We start from the raw sequence: 18,599 nt of genomic DNA on the forward strand, positions 1-18,599 counted from the left end.
ACGCGCTGGCCGGCAATCCCGTCAGCGGCGGCCGGCCGCGGCGCTGTCCAGCGAGACCGACTTGACGATGGCGAAGACCGGCTTGCCGGGCTCGAGCCCAAGCTGTTGCACCGACCTGCCGGTAACGCGCGCCGACAGGCGGTCCGACCCGGACAGGATCGTCACGAGCGACTCGCTGTCGCCGACTTTTTCAACCCCGGCGATCGTTCCCTCCAGCACATTGAGGGCGCTGACGCCTGCCGGCCGCTCGGTTGCGATCATCACGTCCCTTGCCCTGACGTGCACCGTGAGATGCGCCCCCTCCTCCGCGGCGACACGGGGCAGTCGCCACTCACCGCCCGAGGAGCGCATCAGCGACAGGCCGAAGCCGTCGTCCGGCTTCACCACTTCGAGCCGCACCAGCGCGCCGGCCTCGCCGCGCTCGGAATCCGGCAGAAGGTCGAAACGCGGCAGGATGTCGTTGACGGGTCCCGCCGCCGTCACCTTGCCGTCGGACAGCAGCACCACGTCGCTGGCGAGCCGCGCGATCTCGGCGACGGAATGGCTGACATAGACGATGGGAATCTGCGTTTCGTCGCGCAGCCGCTCGATATAGGGCAGGATTTCGGCCTTGCGCGCATCGTCCAGCGCGGCCAGCGGCTCGTCCATCAGCAAAAGCCTCGGGCTCGCGATCAGCGCCCGGCCGATCGCCACGCGTTGCCTTTCGCCGCCTGAAAGGCCGGAGGGGCGCCGGTCCAGCAGATGGCCGATGCCGAGCAGCTCGACCACCTTCGTGACATCGGCATACCGCTCCGCCGCCGGCGTGAAGAAGCGCCCGTAGCGCAGGTTCTGCGACACGGTGAGATGTGGAAACAGCCGCGCGTCCTGGAAGACGTAGCCGATCCGCCGGCGGTGCGGCGGCAGGAAGATGCGCCGCCCGGCGTCGAAGAGAACACGTCCGTCCACCGCGACCTTGCCGCCCTCCGGCCGCGTCAGGCCGGCGATGGCGTTGACGATCGAGGTCTTGCCGGAACCGGACGGGCCGAACAGGGCGGTGAGCCGCCCGGCGCTCGCAAAGGCCACGTCGAGCGCGAAGGCGCCGAGCCTCTGCCGGATCTCGACCTCGACCGCCATCAGGCGCCGATCCGCCGGCTGATCCGCCGCGCCAGGATCTCCGAGGCGATGAGGGCGATCATTGCGATGGCAATCGACACCAGCGTCAGGCGCAGCGCGCCGAGCTCCCCGCCCGGCACCTGCGTGAAGGTGTAAATCGCCGACGGCAGCGTCTGCGTCTCACCGGGAATGTTGGAGACGAAAGTGATCGTTGCGCCGAACTCGCCCATCGCCTTGGCGAAGGCGAGGATGGCACCGGCCACGATGCCGGGCAGGATGAGCGGCAGGGTCACGGTCATGAAGACCATCATCGGGCTTGCACCCAGCGTACCCGCCGCCGCCTCCAGCTTGCGGTCGACCGCCTCGATCGAGAGCCGGATCGCGCGCACCATCAGCGGAAACGCCATCACCCCACAGGCGAGCGCGGCACCCGTCCACCGGAACGAGAACACCAGCCCGCAGCAGGATTCCAGCAGCGAGCCGACCGGCCCCCTGCGCCCAAAACTAAGCAGCAGGAGATAGCCGGTGACCACCGGCGGCAGGATCAGCGGCAGGTGCACCAGACCGTTCAGCACCGATTTGCCGACGAACTCGCGCCGGGCGAGGATGTGGGCGACGACGATGCCGACCGGCAGGCTGACGATCGTCGCCCAGATCGAGACTTTGAGGGAGAGGCTGACGGCGACCCATTCCTCCGGACTGAGCGCCAGCCACTCCATTGTTCAGTCGGTCTCCGTCAGTTCGATGCGACGGGGCTCAATACCGTGAAACCCTGCTCCTCGAAAAGCGCCTTCGCCCTGGCGGACTGCATGCATTTCAGGAACGCGGCCGCTTGGTCGTCCTCGGACTCGGCGGTGATCGCCGCCGGATAGACGATCGGCGCATGCGATCCCTCGGGGAAGGTGCCGACGATCTTCACCTTCCTGTCGGCGGCGGCGTCGGTCTTGTAGACGATGCCGAGCGGCGCCTCGCCGGTCGAGACCAGCGCGAGTGCCGCGCGCACGTTCTCCGCCTGTGCGACCTTGCCCTCGACCGAACCCCAGACGCCGAGCTTCTCCAGCGCTGCCTTGCCGTATTTGCCGGCCGGCACCGAGTCCACGTTAGCCATGGCGAGCCTGCCGTCCCCGAGGAGGCCGGCGAGGTCGAAATTCTCCTTGATGTCGGTCGCGGCCGCGGAAGCCGCCGGCGCAACGAGGACGATGCGGTTGCCGAGCAGCTTCACCTCGGTGTCCTTCTTCGTCAGGTTCTTCTCCGAAAGCGTACGCCATCCAGTCGAGATCCGCAGACACGAAGATATCGGCCGGCGCGCCGCCTTCGATCTGCTTGGCCAGCGCCGAGCTGGCGGCATAGGAGATCGTCGCGGCCTCGCCGACCTCCGCCTCGCAGGCCGTGTTGACCGCGTCCAGTGCGTTCTTGAGGCTGGCAGCAGCAAACACCGTCACCCTGTCCTGCGCGAACGAAGCCGTCGATGCGAGAACCGACGCTGCGAGTGCGGCGGCGCCCGCCAGGAACGAAAAGCGCGAAGCCATGGATGTTCCCCGGTGATCTGCCTGAGCGATATATTCAGTCAAACATAACACTCGGCGCGTGTCCATCACCCGAGGAAAGGATTTTGCGCGAGACGGAGGCGCGCCTGCGGCGCCTTAAGTTCAGGCGACGCAGGCGTCGGATTCGCGGACTTCCATGCGGCGGTAGAAGTCCGCCAGCGTCTTGCCGCGCTCGTGGCGGAAGGTGCGGCCGGCGGGCGTCACGCCGGCGACCCGGTCGATGCGGAAGGCGCGGAAATCGTCGCGCAGTTCGCACCAGGCGACGAGCGTCCACACCTTGCCCCAGAACCAGAGCCCGAGCGGCCGCACGTCGCGCTGGGTCGGGCGTCCCTGCTCGTCGCGATAGTCGAGCGAAAGCACCTGCCGCTCTTCGACTGCGCGTTCGGCGAGATCTACCGCGGCGCGCACGGCGTTGCTCATCACATAGTCGGGCATGTGGATTTCGGTGCGGCGGATGCGATCCTTTTCGCCGGCCGGCAGGACCGCGCCGATCTTGATCAGCGATTCCGCCGCCGCGCGGGCCATGGCGGCGCCGCCGAAAGCCTGCACCATCCGCGCGCCGGCCACGAGCGCGACGATCTCGTCGCGAGTGAACATCAGCGGCGGCAGGTCGTAGCCTTCGCGCATGATGTAGCCCACGCCGGCCTCGCCATCGATCGGCACGCCGGTCGACTGCAGGTCGGCGATGTCGCGATAGATCGTCCGCTCCGAGACTTCCAGTCGCTCGCCCAGCATCTGCGCCGTGACCAGGCGGCCACCGCGCAGGTGCGTACGATCTGGAAAAGGCGGTCCGCGCGTCGCATCAGGCCGAGAACACGCCGATGGAGTTGCCATCCGGGTCGAGGCAGTAGGCGAAGCGACCGGCGGGGATCGAGATCACCGGCGAGACGACCGTGCCGCCATTGGCGGTGACGCGACCCATCGCTGCTTCGACATCGTCGACGGCGAGATGGATGGTCGGGCCGGTGCCGGCCGCCGCGGGCTTGCCGGGATAGATGTGACCGGCAACGGAGCTGTCGCCGGCAGCGGCGAAGCGCGCCATCGGGTTCGGGCCGCCCTCCTCGTCGACGAGCGGATTGCCGATGACGGCGGAATAGAATGCCTTGGCCCGCTCCTGGTTCGCGACCGGTATTTCGAACCAGACAACGGCGTGCTGGGGAACCTGGGGTGCCATGATGAGATCCTCTCGTTTCGACATCTCACCATCGCACGACCCTCCTGACAACATTTTGTCAGGAGGGTCTCGTTCTCTCCCGACATCTCTTGTCAGCGGCGGGTGCGGCGCGGCCCGTTCCACAGGTCCGGCCAGCCGACATCCTTGCGCAGATGCGTGGGCAGCGCGCCGAGGATGCGCTCGGTGCGGACGGCGGCGCGGATCTCGCGCCGATGGGCGACGAAGCGTGTGAGCGACGTGCGAAAATTGGAAGCGAAGGACATGATTCTCTCCTCTCTCGGTTGGGAGGAGAGAATGACAGGATGCTCCCGACAGCCTTGCGTCAGGAGGCAGGCGGCTTCGCGGTCATTTCTTGTCGGCGACGGGAACCGTGTAGTTGAGCGGCAGCCGGCCGCCGTCGGCGTAGATCGTCTGGCCGGTGATGTAGGACGCGTCGTCGGACGCGAGAAAGGCGGCGATTGCCGCGATCTCCGACGGCTGGCCGACACGGCCCAGCGGCGTGCGCGACAGGATGCGGTTCTTCGCCGCCGGGTCCGTGTTCACCGTGGCGAGCATCTCGGTCATGATCGAGCCAGGCCCGATCGCGTTGACGCGTATGCCGTAGGGCGCGAGCGACAGCGCCATCACCCGCGTAAGCTGGTTCACCGCGCCCTTCGAGACGGAATAGGGAACCTGGTCGGCGATGGCCACCACGGAGTTGATCGACGACATGTTGACGATCGCCCCGGGCGCGCCGCCGGCCTTGACCTTTTCGACCATCACCCGCGCCACCGCCTGGCCGACAAGGAACGCGCCCTTGAGGTTGACGCGCAGGACGCGGTCGAAATCCTCTTCCCTGAGATCGAGGAAATCGGCGCTGTGCACGATGCCGGCATTGTTGACCAGCACGTCGATGTCGCCATAGGCCTCGAGCGTCGCGGCGACGAGATTGTGCGCGTCGAGCCGGTTGCCGACATCCGCGCGGATGAAGCGGACCTCGCCGAGCTGGCCGAGATCCTGTGCCGCCTTCTCGCCCTTCTCGACATCCACGTCGGCGATCACCACGCTCGCCTTACCACGCAGGAAGCGCTCCGCAATGGCATAGCCTATGCCGCCGGCGGCTCCGGTGATGACGGCTATCTTGCGTTCAAGCGACATGGAAGGGCTCCGGATCGGGACGTGGCGAGGTTATAGACCCTGCCCGGATGGGGAGCCAGCGTTTGGACTAAACGTCCGGCCTTCAATTCGTCCAACTTGTCACCGCTTTCTGAATGAAACGGGATAAAGCCATGACCAACGCTGCCAACGCACGCACACTGCGCAACCACGTCGCCTCTCTGGAGACAATGACGCGCTTCGTGCTGGCAACGCTGGCGCTGGCATCCGGTGTCTACACCTATCTCGGCGTGCGGTCGCTGCTCGACGGGTCGGCGACGATGGTGTTCTTCGCCGCCGTCATCTACTCGGTCTCGGTTTCGGTTGGCATGTATGGGTTCTGGACCTACATGATCCGCTTCCTGCCGGAGCTGCGCGAGGGCGCGTCGCGGCTGTGGATGCTGGTGATGATGGCGATCGGGTCGCTGATGATCATCGCCATGTCGTCCTGGCTGAACGCGGCGGCGCTCGCCGGCTCGGCTGCGGTGGAACAGCACCTGGCGGTCACGCTGCAGGGCTACACCGAGGATCTCGACCAGGCGAATTCCAACGCGATCGGCGCGCTGTCGCTGGTGCCCGACATTCAGCGGGCGGCGGAACGGTTCAACCGGCTGGCCGAGGACGAACGCACGTCGGGCGCGCTGACGGGCACCACCGGCTCAGGAAGCGTGGTGCAGCTCCTGAGCCAGATGTCGGCGCAGATGCGTGAGCTGGAGGCGACGATCTCGGCTTCGCGCGAGAGCGTGCAGACCCTATTCGAGCAGGGACAGACGAGCCTGGCGACGATGCGCGGGCTCGTGTCGGCTCCGGGCTCGATCGCGGAGCGGTCCGATGCCTTCGCCAAGGAGTCCGTCGTGCTCGCCGGGGTCATCGCCTCGCTGGAGCGCACCTCGATCGCGCCGTCGGTGGCGCGCGCGGCGGCGGACCTTTCGGCGGGCTTCATCGCGCCGGTGGCGGACGGGTCTTCGACCGATCTGGTCGGCCGACAGGACGCGGTGATCGCCACGGTGCGCGCCTCGGTGGCACAGCAGTCGACCGCGCTGGCAACGGCCGCGCAGGAGATCATGGCGCAGCCCAAGGTCGAGGAGCGGCGCTACGTGCCGCTGACCTCGGCGGAGGCAGTGATCCGCTATTGGGACCAGTTCATCCCGAGCTGGGCCGGCGCGATCTCGATCGACCTCCTGCCGGCCGCACTGGTCGGCGTGATGGCCGTGGTCTATGGGGCGATCCGGCGCAGCGAGGAGACGATGACCGACGTCGACCGGCTGTCGGCTGGCGACGTGCTCAGGGCGCTTGAGATCCAGGACACGCTGCTGGCCAAGGCACGCGCCAGGGGCGAAGCGGCAACCGCAGAGTCCGCTGCCAAAGCCGAACCTGTCGCCGAACCGGAGGCGCGGCCGGCGCCGCCTGAGAACGTGACGCCGCTGACCCTCGGCGACAGGAAGCGCGGCGAGACATGAACGGCGATCCGGCGACGCCCGTAAGGGGCAGGCAAACAGTCGGCGGCCTCGTCTGGCGCTATCTGTCGCGCTTCGAAGAGGGCGAGGTGATCCGCTGGGCGTTCCGCGGCATGTTGATCGGCACGATCGGCGTACTGGCGCTGGATCTGTCGGAGCTGGTGGAGCGCAATGGCGGGCTGTTTCCGCAGCAGGCGATCGCGCCGTCGCCCGACCAGCCGATCCTGCCGCCGGCGGTGGAGACGACCGAGCCGACCGAAACAGGCGTCGACCCGCGCCAGTTCCTCACCGTCGACGAGGACAGCCTGAAAGACCCGATGCGCTTCACGCTTGGCGTGGGAGGGGTGCTTACCGCAGAAGGGACGATCGACCCCGGCGCGGCAACCCGCTTCTCCGACGAGATCGCGGCCCGCGGCGAGTATGTGAAGATCGTGTCTCTGAACTCACCGGGCGGGTCGCTGGACGATGCGATGGCGATGGCGCGGCTGATCCGCGAGAAGAAGCTCGCCACCGAGGTGGCCGATGGCGCGCTCTGTGCCTCGTCCTGTCCGCTGATCCTCTCGGGCGGTGCGGAACGGCATGCGGGGACGAAGGCCGCGATCGGGGTCCACCAGTTCTACGCAGCGGGCAAGGTCGACGGCATCGGCGCCGCGCAGGCGATGTCGGACGCGCAGGCGACCACCGCGCGGATCACCCGCCTCCTGGCCGAACTCGACGTCGACCCGGCGATGTGGCTGCATGCGCTCGATACGCCGCCGCGGCAGCTCTACTATTTTTCTCCCGAGCAACTCGAAAGCTACCGGATCGTCACGGGTTCGGCTCCGGTGGCGGCAAAGAAGTAAGGATCGGGCCGACGTGGCGCGCTTCAACATACTATGGCGCATCGTCGTCGAGGCGGTGGACGTCGAAGAGGCGCAGGCGACAGCCGACGAGGTCGCCCGCCTCGCCGGGATCGAAGGGATGCCGCCCGTCGCGCGCTACGAGGAGCCGCCGCAGTGGATGACGGACGTCGTCATGAGCGAGGAGGCGGAGGAGACGGCGTGCCTGTTCGGCAAATGCCTCGCCCGCGCCGGTCGCCTTGGCAACGAATGGCTGGCCGCGGCTCTGTCCGACCTCGCCGAGGGCGGTGAATGCTATGCCACCTTCAACGCGAGCGAGCGCAACCGGCCGAAAGTGGCCGGCCTCAAATGGGCGCTCGTCGAGGTCTGGGCCGCCAGTCACGACATGTGAGACGACCCGGAGCCGGGCGCAGCTGGGATCGTGGTGACAGGACGGGGTTTGGAGCCGGAGCAAGCGGGGCGTGCAGCCTTGCGCCAGATCAAGTAGGGCGCAGCTGTTTGTGATATCGTTCCGGCAAATAATCCCCCAGGACGATCCATCGTGAGCCGACTGCACGCCGAAAACCATCTCGTCTCGCGGATCGGATGGCTGCGGGCGGCCGTGCTGGGCGCCAATGACGGCATCGTCTCGACGGCGAGCCTCATCGTCGGCGTCGCGTCTGCCTCGGCCGGCACGTCCGAGGTGCTGGTGGCGGGCGTCGCAGGTCTGGTGGCGGGCGCCATGTCGATGGCTGCCGGAGAATATGTGTCGGTCAGCTCGCAGTCGGATACGGAGCGGGCCGATCTCGATCGCGAGAGGGCGGAACTCAAGACACAACCGGAGTTCGAACGGCAGGAGCTCGCGGACCTCTACGTCAAGCGAGGGGTCGCACCGGAGCTCGCGCTACGAGTGGCGGACCAGCTGATGGCCAGGGACGCGCTCGGCGCCCATGCCCATGACGAGCTCGGCATTTCAGATATGACGACGGCGCGGCCAATCCAGGCGGCGCTGACCTCGGCCGCGACCTTCGCGGTCGGAGCGGCGCTACCGCTGCTTATGGTCGTCGTCGCGCCGGCTTCGCTGTTGGTCGCGACGGTGTCCGGAGCATCACTGCTCTTCCTCGCGCTTCTCGGTGCGCTCGGGGCTGGGGCCGGCGGCGCGGACGTGCTGCGCGCCACCGTCCGCGTCACCTTCTGGGGCGCCTTCGCGATGGCGCTGACCGCAGGCATCGGCGCGGTGGTGGGTACGGCGGTTTGACGCCTACAGGATCGTCTTGCCCTTCAGCGCTTCACCGATCTCGCCGAGGATGGCGGGGTCATCGATCGTCGCCGGCATGTTCCAGGCCTCTCCGTCGGCGATCTTCTGCATCGTGCCGCGCAGGATCTTGCCCGAGCGGGTCTTGGGCAGGCGCTTGACGGCGACCGCGGTGCGGAAGGCCGCGACCGGGCCGATGCGGTCGCGCACCAGCGCCACGATCTCCTTCTCGATCTCGTGAGGATCGCGCTTCACGCCGGCCGAGAGCACCACGAAGCCGAGCGGCAGCTGGCCTTTCATCTCGTCGGCGACGCCGATGACGGCGCATTCGGCGACGTCGGGATGCGAGGCCACGACCTCTTCCATCGCGCCGGTCGACAGGCGGTGGCCGGCGACGTTGATGATGTCGTCGGTGCGGGCCATGATGAACAGATAACCGTCCGCGTCGAGATAGCCGGCGTCGGCGGTCTTGTAGTAGCCGGGGAACTCCGCGAGATAGGCGTTGAAGAAGCGCTCGTCGGCGTTCCACAGCGTCGGCAGGCAGCCCGGAGGCAGCGGCAGCTTGACCAGCACGTTGCCGAGCGTGCCCGCCGGAACGGCGTGGCCGGCATCGTCCAGCACTTCCATCTTGTAGCCCGGCATTGCCACGCCCGGCGAACCGAGCTTGACCGGCAGCATGCCGAGCCCGACCGGGTTCTGGCTGATCGGCGAGCCGGTCTCGGTCTGCCACCAGTGGTCGATGACCGGCACGCCGAGATGTGCCTGCGCCCACTCGATCGTCGGCGGATCGCCGCGCTCGCCGGCGAGGAAGAGGGTGCGGAACTTCGACAGGTCATACTTGCCGATGAACTCGCCGTTCGGGTCCTGGCCCTTGATGGCGCGGAAGGCGGTGGGCGCGGTGAACAGCGAGACGACGCCATGCTCCGCAATCACCCGCCAGAAGGTGCCGGCGTCGGGCGTGCCGACCGGCTTGCCCTCGAACAGGATGGTCGTGCAGCCGTGCAGCAGCGGCGCGTAGACGATGTAGGAGTGGCCGACGACCCAGCCGACGTCCGAGGCCGCCCAGAACACCTCGCCCGGCTTGACGCCGAACTCGTTCCACATCGACCATTCGAGCGCGACCATGTGGCCGCCGGTGTCGCGCACCACGCCCTTGGGCTGGCCGGTCGTTCCGGAGGTGTAGAGGATGTAGAGCGAATCGGTGGCGAGCATCGGCTCGCAGGGCACGGCGCGGCCGCGGGCGGCGGAGACGAGCGTGGCATAGTCGTGGTCGCGGCCCTCGATCATCGCAGCCGCGAGCTGCGGCCGCTGCAGCACAAGGCAGAAGTCCGGCTTGTGCGCGGCCATGTCGATTGCGCCGTCGAGCAGCGGCTTGTAGGCGACAGTGCGGCCGGGCTCGAGGCCGCAGGAGGCGGCGATGATCGCCTTCGGCGTGCAGTCGTCGATGCGGGTGGCGAGCTCCTTGGCCGCGAAGCCGCCGAACACGACCGAGTGGATCGCGCCCAGACGGGCGCAGGCGAGCATGGCGAAGGCGGCTTCCGGCACCATCGGCATGTAGATGATGACGCGGTCGCCCTTGCCGATGCCCTTGTCCTTCAGCACGGCAGCGAGCGCGGTGACCTCGCTCAGCAGCTCGGCATAGGTGAAGGAGGCCTTGGTGCCGGTGATCGCGCTGTCGTGGACCAGAGCCAACTGGTCTGCGCGGCCGGAGGCGACATGCCGGTCCACCGCGTTGTGGCACATATTGCCGACCGCGTCCGGAAACCAGCGGCCGTAGACGCCGGCCTTCGGGTCGAAGATGCGCTGCGGCGGCGAGACCCAGTCGATCGCCTCGGCAGCCTCGGCCCAGAACCCTTCCGGATCCTTCTCCCAGCGCGCATAGACCTCGCGATATGTCGACGCCATCGATGCCTCCCTCAGATGCGTGGCAGCGTTCTAGACCCTCGAAGCGCGGCTCGTCCACCTGACCATCGTATAGACTCGGGCGTGCGGGGCTGTTCAAAAGGTGCAAATCGCCGCACAACGGTTTCGCATTGTCCAAAGTCCTCGCCCTTCTGATCCTCGCCATGATGGCGCTGCATCTGATCCGTCCGCTCGGCCTGCCGGGGCTGCGGCTGCGGCGCGACGTCTGGAAGATCGCGGTGGCGGCACTGCTCGCGATCGGCGCGACGGTGCTGCTGAGCCACACGGGGCAGTAGGGGTAGGCAGTAGGTGCATGTGGCCAGCGCCTGTAAGCCGATCCGGGCTGCCATTCGTGTTTTCGATCGGGAAACCGGAGCCAAATCCGTCCACGCTATCCTTGTCATGGCAGATGCGATATCCTGTCATGACAGATCGAAAGGACGACGCGGTGAACCTTCAGATCCGTGACAAGCGCGCTCATGAACTCGCCAGGCGTCTCGCCGAGCGGGACAAGACGACCATGACCGAGGCGGTGATATCGGCGCTGGAGAACGAGCTAGGGCGTAAGGCGGAAGCTCCGTTGGCAAGCCAGTTCGAAGAGCTCGCGCAAAAGCTTCGGGATATGTCGCCGGGGCCCGGTCGGGTGATGACGAAGGATGAGATCGATCAGATGTGGGGTCACGATTGATCTTCATCGATACGTCGGTCGTCATCGCGATTCTCACGTCGGAGGGAGACGCGGCCGAATTGTCCGAGGCGATGGAGGCCGTTCAATATAGGGCGACATCCACCTTGGTCATATTGGAAGCGACGATGCGGCTGTCGACGCTACTCTCGCTTGAACCAGCACAGGTCACTGAAATCATCGATGCATTTCTCAGCCGCGGCATGATCGAGATCGTGCCGATTGAGGCGGCTGACAGAAGCTTCGCTGTGAACGCCTTCGCTCAGTACGGCAAAGGCAGGCGACACCCTGCGCGGCTGAACCTCGCTGATTGCCTGTCCTACGCCTGCGCGAAGCGTCGGGGACTGAAGCTGCTGTACAAGGGCGGCGATTTCGCGCTGACCGATCTCGCCTGAGCTACGACCTCACCCCTCTCCAAGCACCATCGGCAGCAAATGCTCCGCCCAGGCGGCATAGCCGGCGGCGGAGGCATGGAAGCCGTCGATGGAGAAGCCTGCGGCGGGGTCGAGGATCGGCAGGCGTGTCGCCGGGATCGCACCGCGTTCGTAGCACAGCGCCTCGCCTCTGGCGTTGATGACGCCGGCGCGGATTTCGAGGATCTTTCCGAGCATCGGCGGCAGCGCCGGCACGCGCGTCATCTCGACCACCGGCGACCAGATCACGCGGGCCTCGGGCCATTTGGCGCGCAGTGCATAGAGCAGGCCGCCGAACTCGCGCTTGAAGCGCGACGCGGTATGGAAGTTCTTGGCGTCGTTGGTGCCGATGGAGAGCACGATATGGGTCCAAGGCTCCGGCGCGAGATTGGGCAGGACATGGTCACGGATCTGGCCTGACGTCGCCGAATTGAAGCCCGCCGCGCGCCAGACGACGGCGCGGCCGGTGCGGGCGGAGAGCAGGCGCGCGAGCTCAGCGGCAATGCCCTGTTCCGAGCTTTCGATGCCGACCGAGGCGGCGGAGGAATCGCCGAGCACCAGGAGCCGGATCTCCGGCTCACTGCCTTCGATGCGATGGCGCACCGGCCCGGATGCCGGCAGCATGCGCGGCGTGCGCCGACGCACACCCAAGCCCTGCCAGACATAGACGGGAAAGGCGAGCCAGGAGAGGAACGCGGCAAAGCGGGACATGATGCTTGCGATAACGCGACGACGGCTGGGACGGAAGGAGATTCCGGCAGGCTGCGGCTCAGGGCCGCCCTTTCGTCGAGGCAAGCGCCAGCCAAAGCGGCCAGATCTCGTCCACAAGACGATGCAGGCGGGCGATGGCCTCGGGCGCGGCGGTATCCCTTCCCCCGCCGCGATAGCGCCGCTCCGGGTGCGGAAGGATGACGACCGGTGGGGCGCCGAACTGATCGGCGGTGATGTCGATGATCCGGCCTTCCGCCTCGACCCAGCTGTGCGCCCGCCACGACGCGCCATCGAAGAAGCCCAGCTCCAGGCCGTCCTGCGGCACACCGCGGCAGACGCTGGCATCAATACCGCCGTCGCGCAGCGCCCGTTCCAGAAAGAGGCTGGAGCGGCCGCAGGTGTTGAGCGAGGGGATCGGTGGAACCGTGCCGGAATCCAGCAGGTGCCAGCGGCACCAGATGGGCTCCAGGATCGCCCGCGCCATGCGGGCGATACGTTCGATCTCGTTGGGTGTTGGCAGCATGTTCGTCGGCGATGACAGCGGAGGCCGTCGGGCCTCCGTTCGCCACCGCTCCCAGATCGATCAGAACGCCGGAAGCGTCGGGCGCCTGGCAAGCGCGTCGGTGATGATCTTCTCCGCGGCGGCGCGGCGCTCGCCCGACAGCGGCAGGCGCGGCATGCGCACGCGGTCGTTGGTGCCGATGGCGTGGACTTCGGCCAGCTTGATGTTCTGGACGAGATAGGTCGAAACATCGAGGTCGAGCAGCGGGCGGAACCAGCGGTAGATCGACAGCGCCTCGTCGCGTCGGCCCTGCTTCATCAGCTGGTAGATCGCGACCGTCTCGCGCGGGAACGCGGTAACGAGACCGGCCACCCAGCCGATGGCGCCGACCGACAGCGCCTCGAAGGCAAGGTTGTCGACGCCGGTGAACAGGTCGAAGCGATCGCCGAAGGCGTTGATGATGTCGGTCGAGCGGCGGATGTCGTCGGAGCTTTCCTTGACCGCGACGAAGCGAGCGTCGGCGGCGAGTTCTTCCATGATCGGAAGAGTCACGTCGGCGCGGTAAGCAAGCCGGTTGGAGTAGATCATGACCGGCAGGTCGCCGGCCGCGGCCACGGCCTTGAGCGCGGCGACTGTCTCTTCCGGATTGGTGTGATAGATCGGCGACGGCACGACCATCAGCCCGTCGGCGCCGGCCTGCGCAGCGCGCTTGGCCAGCGAAGCCGCCTCGCGGGTGGCCGCCTCGTTGATGGTCAGCAGCACCGGCTTCTTGCCGGCCACCTTGCGGGCGGTGCGGAACACGTCGAGCTTCTCGTCATGGCTGAGCATCGGGCCTTCGCCGAGCGATCCGCAGACGATGATGCCGTCGCAGCCGGCATCCATCTGCAGGCCGAAGCAGCGTTCCATTTCGGCATGGTCGAGACGGTCATCAGGGGTGAACTTGGTCGTGACAGCTGGGAAAACACCGGCCCACATGATTGATCTCCTTGTGATATATCACTGATATATGAGATGGGGAGGCAGGTTGTCAATCGCTTTCCGAAGCTGATATATCAAAAATATATCTAACGGAGTCCGCAGATATATGACCGAGGCGACTCAGGAGAGCGCCACCAGGCGCGCCTACAGGGCGCTCGAGCGGATGATCGTCACGCTCGAACTGTCCCCCGGCAGCGTGACCACGGAGGGCGCCCTGATCGAGCGGATCGGGCTCGGCCGCACGCCGGTGCGCGAGGCGATCCAGCGGCTGGCCTGGGAGGGGTTGCTGGAGGTGCGGGCGCGGGCGGGACTGGCGGTCAAGCCGCTGCACGCGTCCGACTGGGTGAAGATCATCGATGCCCGGCGCGGCGTCGAGGCGGTGCTGGCGCGCGCCGCCGCACGGCACGCGACACGCGAGACGGCGCAACGCTTTCACGACGCGTTGCTCTCCATGCGCAAAGCCGTGGTCGCCGGCAATGTGCTCGCCTTCCTCCAGGCGGACAAGGCGCTCGACGAAGCGATGGCTGACGCCTCCGACAATCCCTATGCCGCCATGGTTGCGGAGCCTTTGCAAATTCACAGCCGCCGCTTCTGGTATCGCTACCAGGCGGAAAGCGGCCTGTCGGCCGCGGCGGACAGGCACATGACCCTGATCAAGGCCGTGCTCGAGGGAAATGGCGACGAGGCGGAGGCGGAGTCCGACCGGCTGATGGCCTTGCTACGTTCCTACGCTGAAGAAGCTGCGCGATAGCGCGGACCTGCTCCAGGATCAGGTATCATCGCCCACGGGGGTGGTGACCGCGCCGTCCCAGCCCTCGCCGCTGGCGAGGATGCAGCTGTTGCCGTCGGTACCGCTGGCGAGGATGGTGAAGGTGCCGGCGTCGGAGACGAACACTTCCACCACGGCCGTCCGATCGATCATGCCCATGCCGCTCGGCGCCTCTTGGAAGACGGTACCGAGCTGGGCGACGATCTCGTCGCGCGGGCCGCAATTGGAAATCTCAGCCGACTCGGGCGGCACGGCTACATCGGGAATGACTTGGACCGTCGGACCTGAAGGCCCCTGGGAGGCGACATGCTGCGCCGGGGTCTGTGCCACGGCCGCGAAACTGCAGGTAAGCGCGAGAGCGCCGATCAAGGGGGCGAGGCGGGACATAACCGAACTCCTCATTCGCCGATTTCTGGTTCCGTGAATTCAAGCAGGCGGACGTTTCCACGTTCCATCACGAAAGCCTGCGGAACGTAACAAAACGAGAGGAAAGGAGGACGAGATGAGGTGGCGGCGCGGCAGAGGAATGGACCCAACTTCCAACGTCGCTCACGTCGTTTGGCGACTCCTGATTGTTCGTTGGCTTTGGATAGCAGCTACCAAGTGGTCTATCGCTGCACGTTCGGTTTCGGGGTTAAAATCTCCGGTCGGGCCGATCTGTGCAATCGGCTTGCCGTAGCGCGTGACGACAAACGAGTGCCCTTCCCTCGTGCAACGGTAAATCTTTCCGAGGTTTCTTTTCGCTTCGGTGATCGAAAGCCGAACGATCATTGGAAGTGCCCGCCAACACGCCCAGATTAGCGGATCTTCCGCTCATTCCAAGCGGTGTGCGAAAAAGAGGCGGCGCATCGCTGCACCGCCTCAGTCGAGATCGCCTTTGGGAGGAGATCAATTCATCGTCGGGATGACGAACTCGGCGCCGTCCTTGATGCCGCTCGGCCAGCGCGAGGTGATCGTCTTGGTCTTGGTGTAGAAGCGGAAGGCGTCCGGGCCGTGCTGGTTGAGGTCGCCGAAGGACGAGGCCTTCCAGCCGCCGAAGGTGTAGTAGGCGATCGGCACCGGGATCGGCACGTTGACGCCGACCATGCCGACCTGCACGCGGGAGGCGAAGTCGCGGGCCGCATCGCCGTCGCGGGTGAAGATCGCGACGCCGTTGCCGTACTCATGGTCGTTGGCGAGCTTGATCGCGTCCTCGTAGCGGTTGGCGCGCACCACGGAGAGCACCGGCCCGAAGATCTCTTCCTTGTAGATCTTCATGTCGGCGGTCACGTGATCGAACAGGCAGCCACCCATGTAGAAGCCGTTCTCGTAGCCCTGCATCTTGAAGCCGCGGCCGTCGACCAGCAGCTTGGCGCCTTCCTGAACGCCGGCGTCGACATAGCCCTTGACGCGCTCCAGCGCCTGCTTCGTCACCAGCGGTCCGAAATCGGCCGAATTGTCGGTCGACGGGCCGACCTTCAAGCTCTCGACGCGCGGGATCAGCTTCTCGACCAGGCGGTCGGCGGTCTCCTTGCCGACGGGCACGGCGACCGAAATCGCCATGCAGCGCTCGCCGGCCGAGCCGTAGCCGGCGCCGATCAGAGCGTCGACGGTCTGGTCCATGTCGGCGTCGGGCATGATGATCATGTGGTTCTTGGCGCCGCCGAAGCACTGCGCGCGCTTGCCGTTCGCAGTCGCGCGCGAATAGATATACTGCGCGATCGGGGTCGAGCCGACGAAGCCGACCGCCTTGATGTCCGGATCGTCGAGGATCGCGTCGACCACTTCCTTGTCGCCGTTGACGACGTTGAGCACGCCTGCGGGCAGGCCGGCCTCGAGGAACAGCTCGGCGATGCGCATCGGCACGCCCGGATCGCGCTCGGACGGCTTGAGGATGAAGGCGTTGCCGGCGGCGAGCGCCGGGCCGATCTTCCACAGCGGGATCATGGCCGGGAAGTTGAACGGGGTGATGCCGGCGACCACACCGAGTGGCTGGCGCATCGAGTAGACGTCGATGCCGGGGCCTGCGCCGTCGGTGTATTCGCCCTTCATCAGGTGTGGCGCACCGATGCAGACCTCAATGACTTCGAGGCCGCGCTGGATGTCGCCCTTGGCATCGGCGATGGTCTTGCCGTGCTCGCGGGCGAGCAGTTCGGCCAGCGCGTCGTTCTCGCGCGCCATCAGTTCGAGGAACTTCATCAGCACGCGCACGCGGCGCTGCGGATTGGTCGCGGCCCAGCCGAGTTGGGCGGCCTTGGCGTTCTCGACCGCGCTGCGCAGCTCGGCGGCCGAGCCGAGCGCGACCTGGCCGCGCACCGAGCCGTCCATCGGCTGCAGCACGTCCGCGACGCGTCCGCTGGTGGAGGCGACATGCTTGCCGCCGATGAAATGACCGAGGATCGCCACTGCTTCACTCCCTGGAGGATTTTTCTGGCTGCCATCATCGGCGCAGCGGAGCCGGATTGCAACGCGAGCAAGGTCGAAACCGTTGTGCACCGTCTCAATAGCGACTATGGTTGGTCTATATTCTTTGCATATCGGGAGGGGATATGAACTGGGATGACGTGCGCATCTTTCTCGCCGTGGCCCGCGCGGGACAGATCCTCGGCGCGGCCAAGCGGCTCGGTCTCAACCATGCGACCGTCTCGCGCCGCGTCGCAGCCCTTGAGGAAAGCCTCAACGCCCGTCTGTTTCGCCGGCTGACGACAGGCAGCGAGCTGACGCCCGCCGGCGAGCATTTCCTGGCGGTGGCCGAGCGGATGGAAGGCGACATGATCGCCGCCCGCGCCGAGATCGCTGGCGAGGGCAACGATGTCTCCGGCACCGTCAGGATCGGCGCGCCGGACGGCTTCGGCGTTGCCTATCTCGCGCCGCGGCTCGGCGAACTGACGCAGAAGCACCCGACGCTTTCGGTCCAACTCGTGCCGGTGCCGCGCTCCTTCTCGCTGTCGCGCCGCGAGGCCGACATCGCGATCACCGTCGAGCGTCCGACGGAGGGCCGGCTGGTGGCGGCCAAGCTCGTCGACTACACGCTCGGCCTCTATGCCTCGAAGGCCTATCTCGACGCGCAGGGCGTGCCGGCAACGATCGACGACCTCGGCAAGCACCGGCTGGTCGGCTATGTCGGCGATCTGGTGATCAGTCCAAGCCTGGACTACGCCACCGAGATCTCGCCGCGCTGGAACGCCGGCTTCCAGGTCTCGTCGGCGCTGGGCCAGACGGCGGCGGTGCGTTCAGGCGCCGGGATCGGCATCCTGCACAGCTTCATCGCAAAGTCGTTCGACGACCTCGTTCCGCTGTCGATCGCGCCGCCGATCCGGCGCGCCTACTGGCTAGTTTACCACGAGAGCGTCAGGCCGCTGCGGCGCGTCCAGGCAGTGTCGGCCTTCATCGCCGGCCTGGTCGAGAAGGACCGCGCCAGCTTCGCGTGAGCGCGGTCAGGGCAGCACGAAAGGCGGCTCCGGGAGAGCTCCCGGCTATTCCTCGTCCTCGTCAACGTCCTGGCGCTTGAGCGAGGAAAGCTTGGCGAAGACCTTGGAGGCGTCGAGCTCCTCGTCCTCCTCTTTCGGCGCCTGCTGCAGCGGCATGCGCTCGGTGAGCGCGGCGGGCAGCAGCGTATCGCCGACGGGGGCGGCCGGCGCGCGGCCCGAGGAAGCGCGCTGCACTTCGAGGTCGAGGTCGATCTGCGAGCAGAGGCCCAGCGTCACCGGGTCCATCGGTGCCAAGCTGGCGGAGTTCCAGTGCGTGCGGTTGCGGATCTGCTCGATGGTCGACTTTGTCGTGCCGACGAGGCGCGAGATCTGCGCGTCCTTCAGCTCGGGATGGTTGCGCACCAGCCACAGGATCGCGTTCGGCCGGTCCTGGCGCTTCGAGAGCGGCGTATAGCGACCGCCGCGGCGCTTGGCCTCGGGCACGCGCACCTTCGGCTCATTGAGCTTGAGGCGATAGTTCGGATCGGCCTCGCCGCGCTTGATCTCGTCGCGGGTCAGCTGGCCGTTCATGATCGGGTCCATGCCCTTGATCCCCTGTGCGGCCTCGCCATCGGCGATGGCACGGACTTCGAGCGGATGGAGATGGCAGAAGAAGGCGATCTGGTCGAAGGAAAGCGCCGTGTTATCGACCAGCCAGACGGCGGTCGCCTTGGGCATGAGCAGCGTGTTGGCCATGGGTAAAATCCTCTCGT

Annotated in this window: 21 protein-coding genes and 2 pseudogenes; 9 read left to right on the plus strand and 14 right to left on the minus strand. The window is 66.8% G+C overall.

Features of this window, described 5'->3' with window-relative positions:
* Window positions 1-21: 21 nt before the first annotated feature.
* The 7 genes and pseudogenes from modC to LRS09_RS08610 form a co-directional block, all read right to left on the minus strand.
* A complete protein-coding gene (modC, locus tag LRS09_RS08580) occupies window positions 22-1,113 on the minus strand; it encodes a molybdenum ABC transporter ATP-binding protein (RefSeq protein WP_257805341.1) in 1,092 nt (363 codons plus the stop codon).
* Window positions 1,113-1,811: a molybdate ABC transporter permease subunit gene (gene modB, locus LRS09_RS08585; RefSeq protein ID WP_257805342.1), complete on the minus strand. Its 699-nt coding sequence runs from the start codon at window positions 1,809-1,811 to the stop codon at window positions 1,113-1,115. The genes modC and modB overlap by 1 nt, the downstream gene beginning before the upstream one ends.
* A gap of 17 nt (window positions 1,812-1,828) precedes the next feature.
* A pseudogene (modA, locus tag LRS09_RS08590) lies at window positions 1,829-2,621 on the minus strand (molybdate ABC transporter substrate-binding protein).
* A 120-nt stretch (window positions 2,622-2,741) separates the two neighbouring features.
* Window positions 2,742-3,442: pseudogene (locus LRS09_RS08595) on the minus strand (helix-turn-helix transcriptional regulator).
* Window positions 3,442-3,813 carry a VOC family protein gene (locus LRS09_RS08600; protein ID WP_257805343.1) on the minus strand — a complete coding sequence of 124 codons (372 nt, stop codon included), beginning with the start codon at window positions 3,811-3,813 and terminating at the stop codon, window positions 3,442-3,444. The pseudogene LRS09_RS08595 and the gene LRS09_RS08600 overlap by 1 nt, the downstream one beginning before the upstream one ends.
* A gap of 92 nt (window positions 3,814-3,905) precedes the next feature.
* Complete coding sequence (locus LRS09_RS08605) at window positions 3,906-4,076, minus strand: hypothetical protein (RefSeq protein WP_257805344.1); 171 nt, start codon at window positions 4,074-4,076, stop codon at window positions 3,906-3,908.
* 82 nt (window positions 4,077-4,158) lie between these two features.
* A complete protein-coding gene (locus LRS09_RS08610) occupies window positions 4,159-4,950 on the minus strand; it encodes an SDR family NAD(P)-dependent oxidoreductase (protein WP_257805345.1) in 792 nt (263 codons plus the stop codon).
* 131 nt (window positions 4,951-5,081) lie between these two features.
* Here LRS09_RS08610 and LRS09_RS08615 point away from each other — a divergent pair, with 131 nt between their 5' ends.
* The 4 genes from LRS09_RS08615 to LRS09_RS08630 all read left to right on the plus strand — a co-directional run bounded on the left by LRS09_RS08615 (window position 5,082) and on the right by LRS09_RS08630 (window position 8,480).
* A complete protein-coding gene (locus tag LRS09_RS08615) occupies window positions 5,082-6,407 on the plus strand; it encodes a hypothetical protein (protein WP_257805346.1) in 1,326 nt (441 codons plus the stop codon).
* Complete coding sequence (locus LRS09_RS08620; RefSeq protein WP_257805347.1) at window positions 6,404-7,246, plus strand: hypothetical protein; 843 nt, start codon at window positions 6,404-6,406, stop codon at window positions 7,244-7,246. The genes LRS09_RS08615 and LRS09_RS08620 overlap by 4 nt, the downstream gene beginning before the upstream one ends.
* 13 nt (window positions 7,247-7,259) lie before the next feature.
* Window positions 7,260-7,634, plus strand: a complete 375-nt coding sequence (locus tag LRS09_RS08625) for a hypothetical protein (protein ID WP_257805348.1) — start codon at window positions 7,260-7,262, stop codon at window positions 7,632-7,634.
* A gap of 150 nt (window positions 7,635-7,784) precedes the next feature.
* Entirely contained in the window at window positions 7,785-8,480 is a 696-nt protein-coding gene (locus LRS09_RS08630; protein WP_257805349.1) for a VIT family protein, read from the plus strand.
* A gap of 3 nt (window positions 8,481-8,483) precedes the next feature.
* On the opposite strand, the gene LRS09_RS08635 is transcribed toward LRS09_RS08630, so the two are convergent.
* Window positions 8,484-10,382, minus strand: a complete 1,899-nt coding sequence (locus tag LRS09_RS08635; protein ID WP_257805350.1) for a propionyl-CoA synthetase — start codon at window positions 10,380-10,382, stop codon at window positions 8,484-8,486.
* Between the two features lie 128 nt (window positions 10,383-10,510).
* Here LRS09_RS08635 and LRS09_RS08640 point away from each other — a divergent pair, with 128 nt between their 5' ends.
* The 3 genes from LRS09_RS08640 to LRS09_RS08650 all read left to right on the plus strand — a co-directional run bounded on the left by LRS09_RS08640 (window position 10,511) and on the right by LRS09_RS08650 (window position 11,459).
* On the plus strand, window positions 10,511-10,675 hold the full coding sequence (locus tag LRS09_RS08640; protein ID WP_257805351.1) for a hypothetical protein: 165 nt from the start codon (window positions 10,511-10,513) through the stop codon (window positions 10,673-10,675).
* Window positions 10,676-10,827: 152 nt separating this feature from the next.
* A complete protein-coding gene (locus LRS09_RS08645) occupies window positions 10,828-11,067 on the plus strand; it encodes a type II toxin-antitoxin system VapB family antitoxin (RefSeq protein ID WP_257805352.1) in 240 nt (79 codons plus the stop codon).
* Window positions 11,064-11,459, plus strand: a complete 396-nt coding sequence (locus tag LRS09_RS08650) for a type II toxin-antitoxin system VapC family toxin (RefSeq protein WP_257805353.1) — start codon at window positions 11,064-11,066, stop codon at window positions 11,457-11,459. The genes LRS09_RS08645 and LRS09_RS08650 overlap by 4 nt, the downstream gene beginning before the upstream one ends.
* 9 nt (window positions 11,460-11,468) lie before the next feature.
* Here the strand turns inward: LRS09_RS08650 and LRS09_RS08655 are convergent, their stop codons facing one another.
* Genes LRS09_RS08655 through LRS09_RS08665 form a run of 3 tightly spaced genes read right to left on the minus strand, consistent with a single transcriptional unit; the run spans window position 11,469 to window position 13,665 of the window.
* Window positions 11,469-12,188 (minus strand): SGNH/GDSL hydrolase family protein, encoded by a 720-nt coding sequence (locus LRS09_RS08655; RefSeq protein ID WP_257805354.1) that lies wholly within the window; start codon window positions 12,186-12,188, stop codon window positions 11,469-11,471.
* Window positions 12,189-12,246: 58 nt separating this feature from the next.
* On the minus strand, window positions 12,247-12,711 hold the full coding sequence (locus LRS09_RS08660) for a lasso peptide biosynthesis protein (protein ID WP_257805355.1): 465 nt from the start codon (window positions 12,709-12,711) through the stop codon (window positions 12,247-12,249).
* Window positions 12,712-12,771: 60 nt separating this feature from the next.
* A complete protein-coding gene (locus tag LRS09_RS08665) occupies window positions 12,772-13,665 on the minus strand; it encodes a dihydrodipicolinate synthase family protein (RefSeq protein ID WP_257805356.1) in 894 nt (297 codons plus the stop codon).
* Window positions 13,666-13,774: 109 nt separating this feature from the next.
* Here LRS09_RS08665 and LRS09_RS08670 point away from each other — a divergent pair, with 109 nt between their 5' ends.
* Window positions 13,775-14,419, plus strand: coding sequence for a GntR family transcriptional regulator (locus LRS09_RS08670; protein WP_257805357.1), 645 nt, complete (start codon window positions 13,775-13,777; stop codon window positions 14,417-14,419).
* Window positions 14,420-14,437: 18 nt separating this feature from the next.
* Here LRS09_RS08670 and LRS09_RS08675 read toward each other — a convergent pair whose 3' ends face one another.
* The gene (locus LRS09_RS08675; RefSeq protein ID WP_257805358.1) at window positions 14,438-14,824 is read right to left on the minus strand and encodes a hypothetical protein; all 387 of its coding nucleotides are present in this window, start codon (window positions 14,822-14,824) and stop codon (window positions 14,438-14,440) included.
* 501 nt (window positions 14,825-15,325) lie between these two features.
* Window positions 15,326-16,822, minus strand: coding sequence for a CoA-acylating methylmalonate-semialdehyde dehydrogenase (locus LRS09_RS08680; RefSeq protein ID WP_257805359.1), 1,497 nt, complete (start codon window positions 16,820-16,822; stop codon window positions 15,326-15,328).
* Window positions 16,823-16,965: 143 nt separating this feature from the next.
* On the opposite strand from LRS09_RS08680, the gene LRS09_RS08685 reads away from it, so the two are divergent.
* Complete coding sequence (locus tag LRS09_RS08685) at window positions 16,966-17,847, plus strand: LysR family transcriptional regulator (protein ID WP_257805360.1); 882 nt, start codon at window positions 16,966-16,968, stop codon at window positions 17,845-17,847.
* 45 nt (window positions 17,848-17,892) lie between these two features.
* Here the strand turns inward: LRS09_RS08685 and LRS09_RS08690 are convergent, their stop codons facing one another.
* A complete protein-coding gene (locus LRS09_RS08690; protein WP_257805361.1) occupies window positions 17,893-18,582 on the minus strand; it encodes a DUF1013 domain-containing protein in 690 nt (229 codons plus the stop codon).
* Window positions 18,583-18,599 lie beyond the last annotated feature (17 nt).

Source organism: Mesorhizobium sp. J428 (genome assembly GCF_024699925.1).
In the GTDB taxonomy this organism is placed as follows: Bacteria; Pseudomonadota; Alphaproteobacteria; order Rhizobiales; family Rhizobiaceae; genus Mesorhizobium_A.

Excerpts from the sequence above, each read along its gene's own strand:
- LRS09_RS08620 (WP_257805347.1), top strand. The coding sequence starts at position 6,404 with ATGAACGGCGATCCGGCGACGCCCGTAAGGGGCAGGCAAACAGTCGGC.
- LRS09_RS08665 (WP_257805356.1), bottom strand. The coding sequence starts at position 13,665 with ATGTGGGCCGGTGTTTTCCCAGCTGTCACGACCAAGTTCACCCCTGAT.
- LRS09_RS08685 (WP_257805360.1), top strand. The coding sequence starts at position 16,966 with ATGAACTGGGATGACGTGCGCATCTTTCTCGCCGTGGCCCGCGCGGGA.
- LRS09_RS08635 (WP_257805350.1), bottom strand. The coding sequence starts at position 10,382 with ATGGCGTCGACATATCGCGAGGTCTATGCGCGCTGGGAGAAGGATCCG.
- LRS09_RS08660 (WP_257805355.1), bottom strand. The coding sequence starts at position 12,711 with ATGCTGCCAACACCCAACGAGATCGAACGTATCGCCCGCATGGCGCGG.
- modB (WP_257805342.1), bottom strand. The coding sequence starts at position 1,811 with ATGGAGTGGCTGGCGCTCAGTCCGGAGGAATGGGTCGCCGTCAGCCTC.
- LRS09_RS08615 (WP_257805346.1), top strand. The coding sequence starts at position 5,082 with ATGACCAACGCTGCCAACGCACGCACACTGCGCAACCACGTCGCCTCT.
- LRS09_RS08600 (WP_257805343.1), bottom strand. The coding sequence starts at position 3,813 with ATGGCACCCCAGGTTCCCCAGCACGCCGTTGTCTGGTTCGAAATACCG.
- LRS09_RS08610 (WP_257805345.1), bottom strand. The coding sequence starts at position 4,950 with ATGTCGCTTGAACGCAAGATAGCCGTCATCACCGGAGCCGCCGGCGGC.
- LRS09_RS08655 (WP_257805354.1), bottom strand. The coding sequence starts at position 12,188 with ATGTCCCGCTTTGCCGCGTTCCTCTCCTGGCTCGCCTTTCCCGTCTAT.
- modC (WP_257805341.1), bottom strand. The coding sequence starts at position 1,113 with ATGGCGGTCGAGGTCGAGATCCGGCAGAGGCTCGGCGCCTTCGCGCTC.
- LRS09_RS08605 (WP_257805344.1), bottom strand. The coding sequence starts at position 4,076 with ATGTCCTTCGCTTCCAATTTTCGCACGTCGCTCACACGCTTCGTCGCC.
- LRS09_RS08675 (WP_257805358.1), bottom strand. The coding sequence starts at position 14,824 with ATGTCCCGCCTCGCCCCCTTGATCGGCGCTCTCGCGCTTACCTGCAGT.
- LRS09_RS08670 (WP_257805357.1), top strand. The coding sequence starts at position 13,775 with ATGACCGAGGCGACTCAGGAGAGCGCCACCAGGCGCGCCTACAGGGCG.
- LRS09_RS08690 (WP_257805361.1), bottom strand. The coding sequence starts at position 18,582 with ATGGCCAACACGCTGCTCATGCCCAAGGCGACCGCCGTCTGGCTGGTC.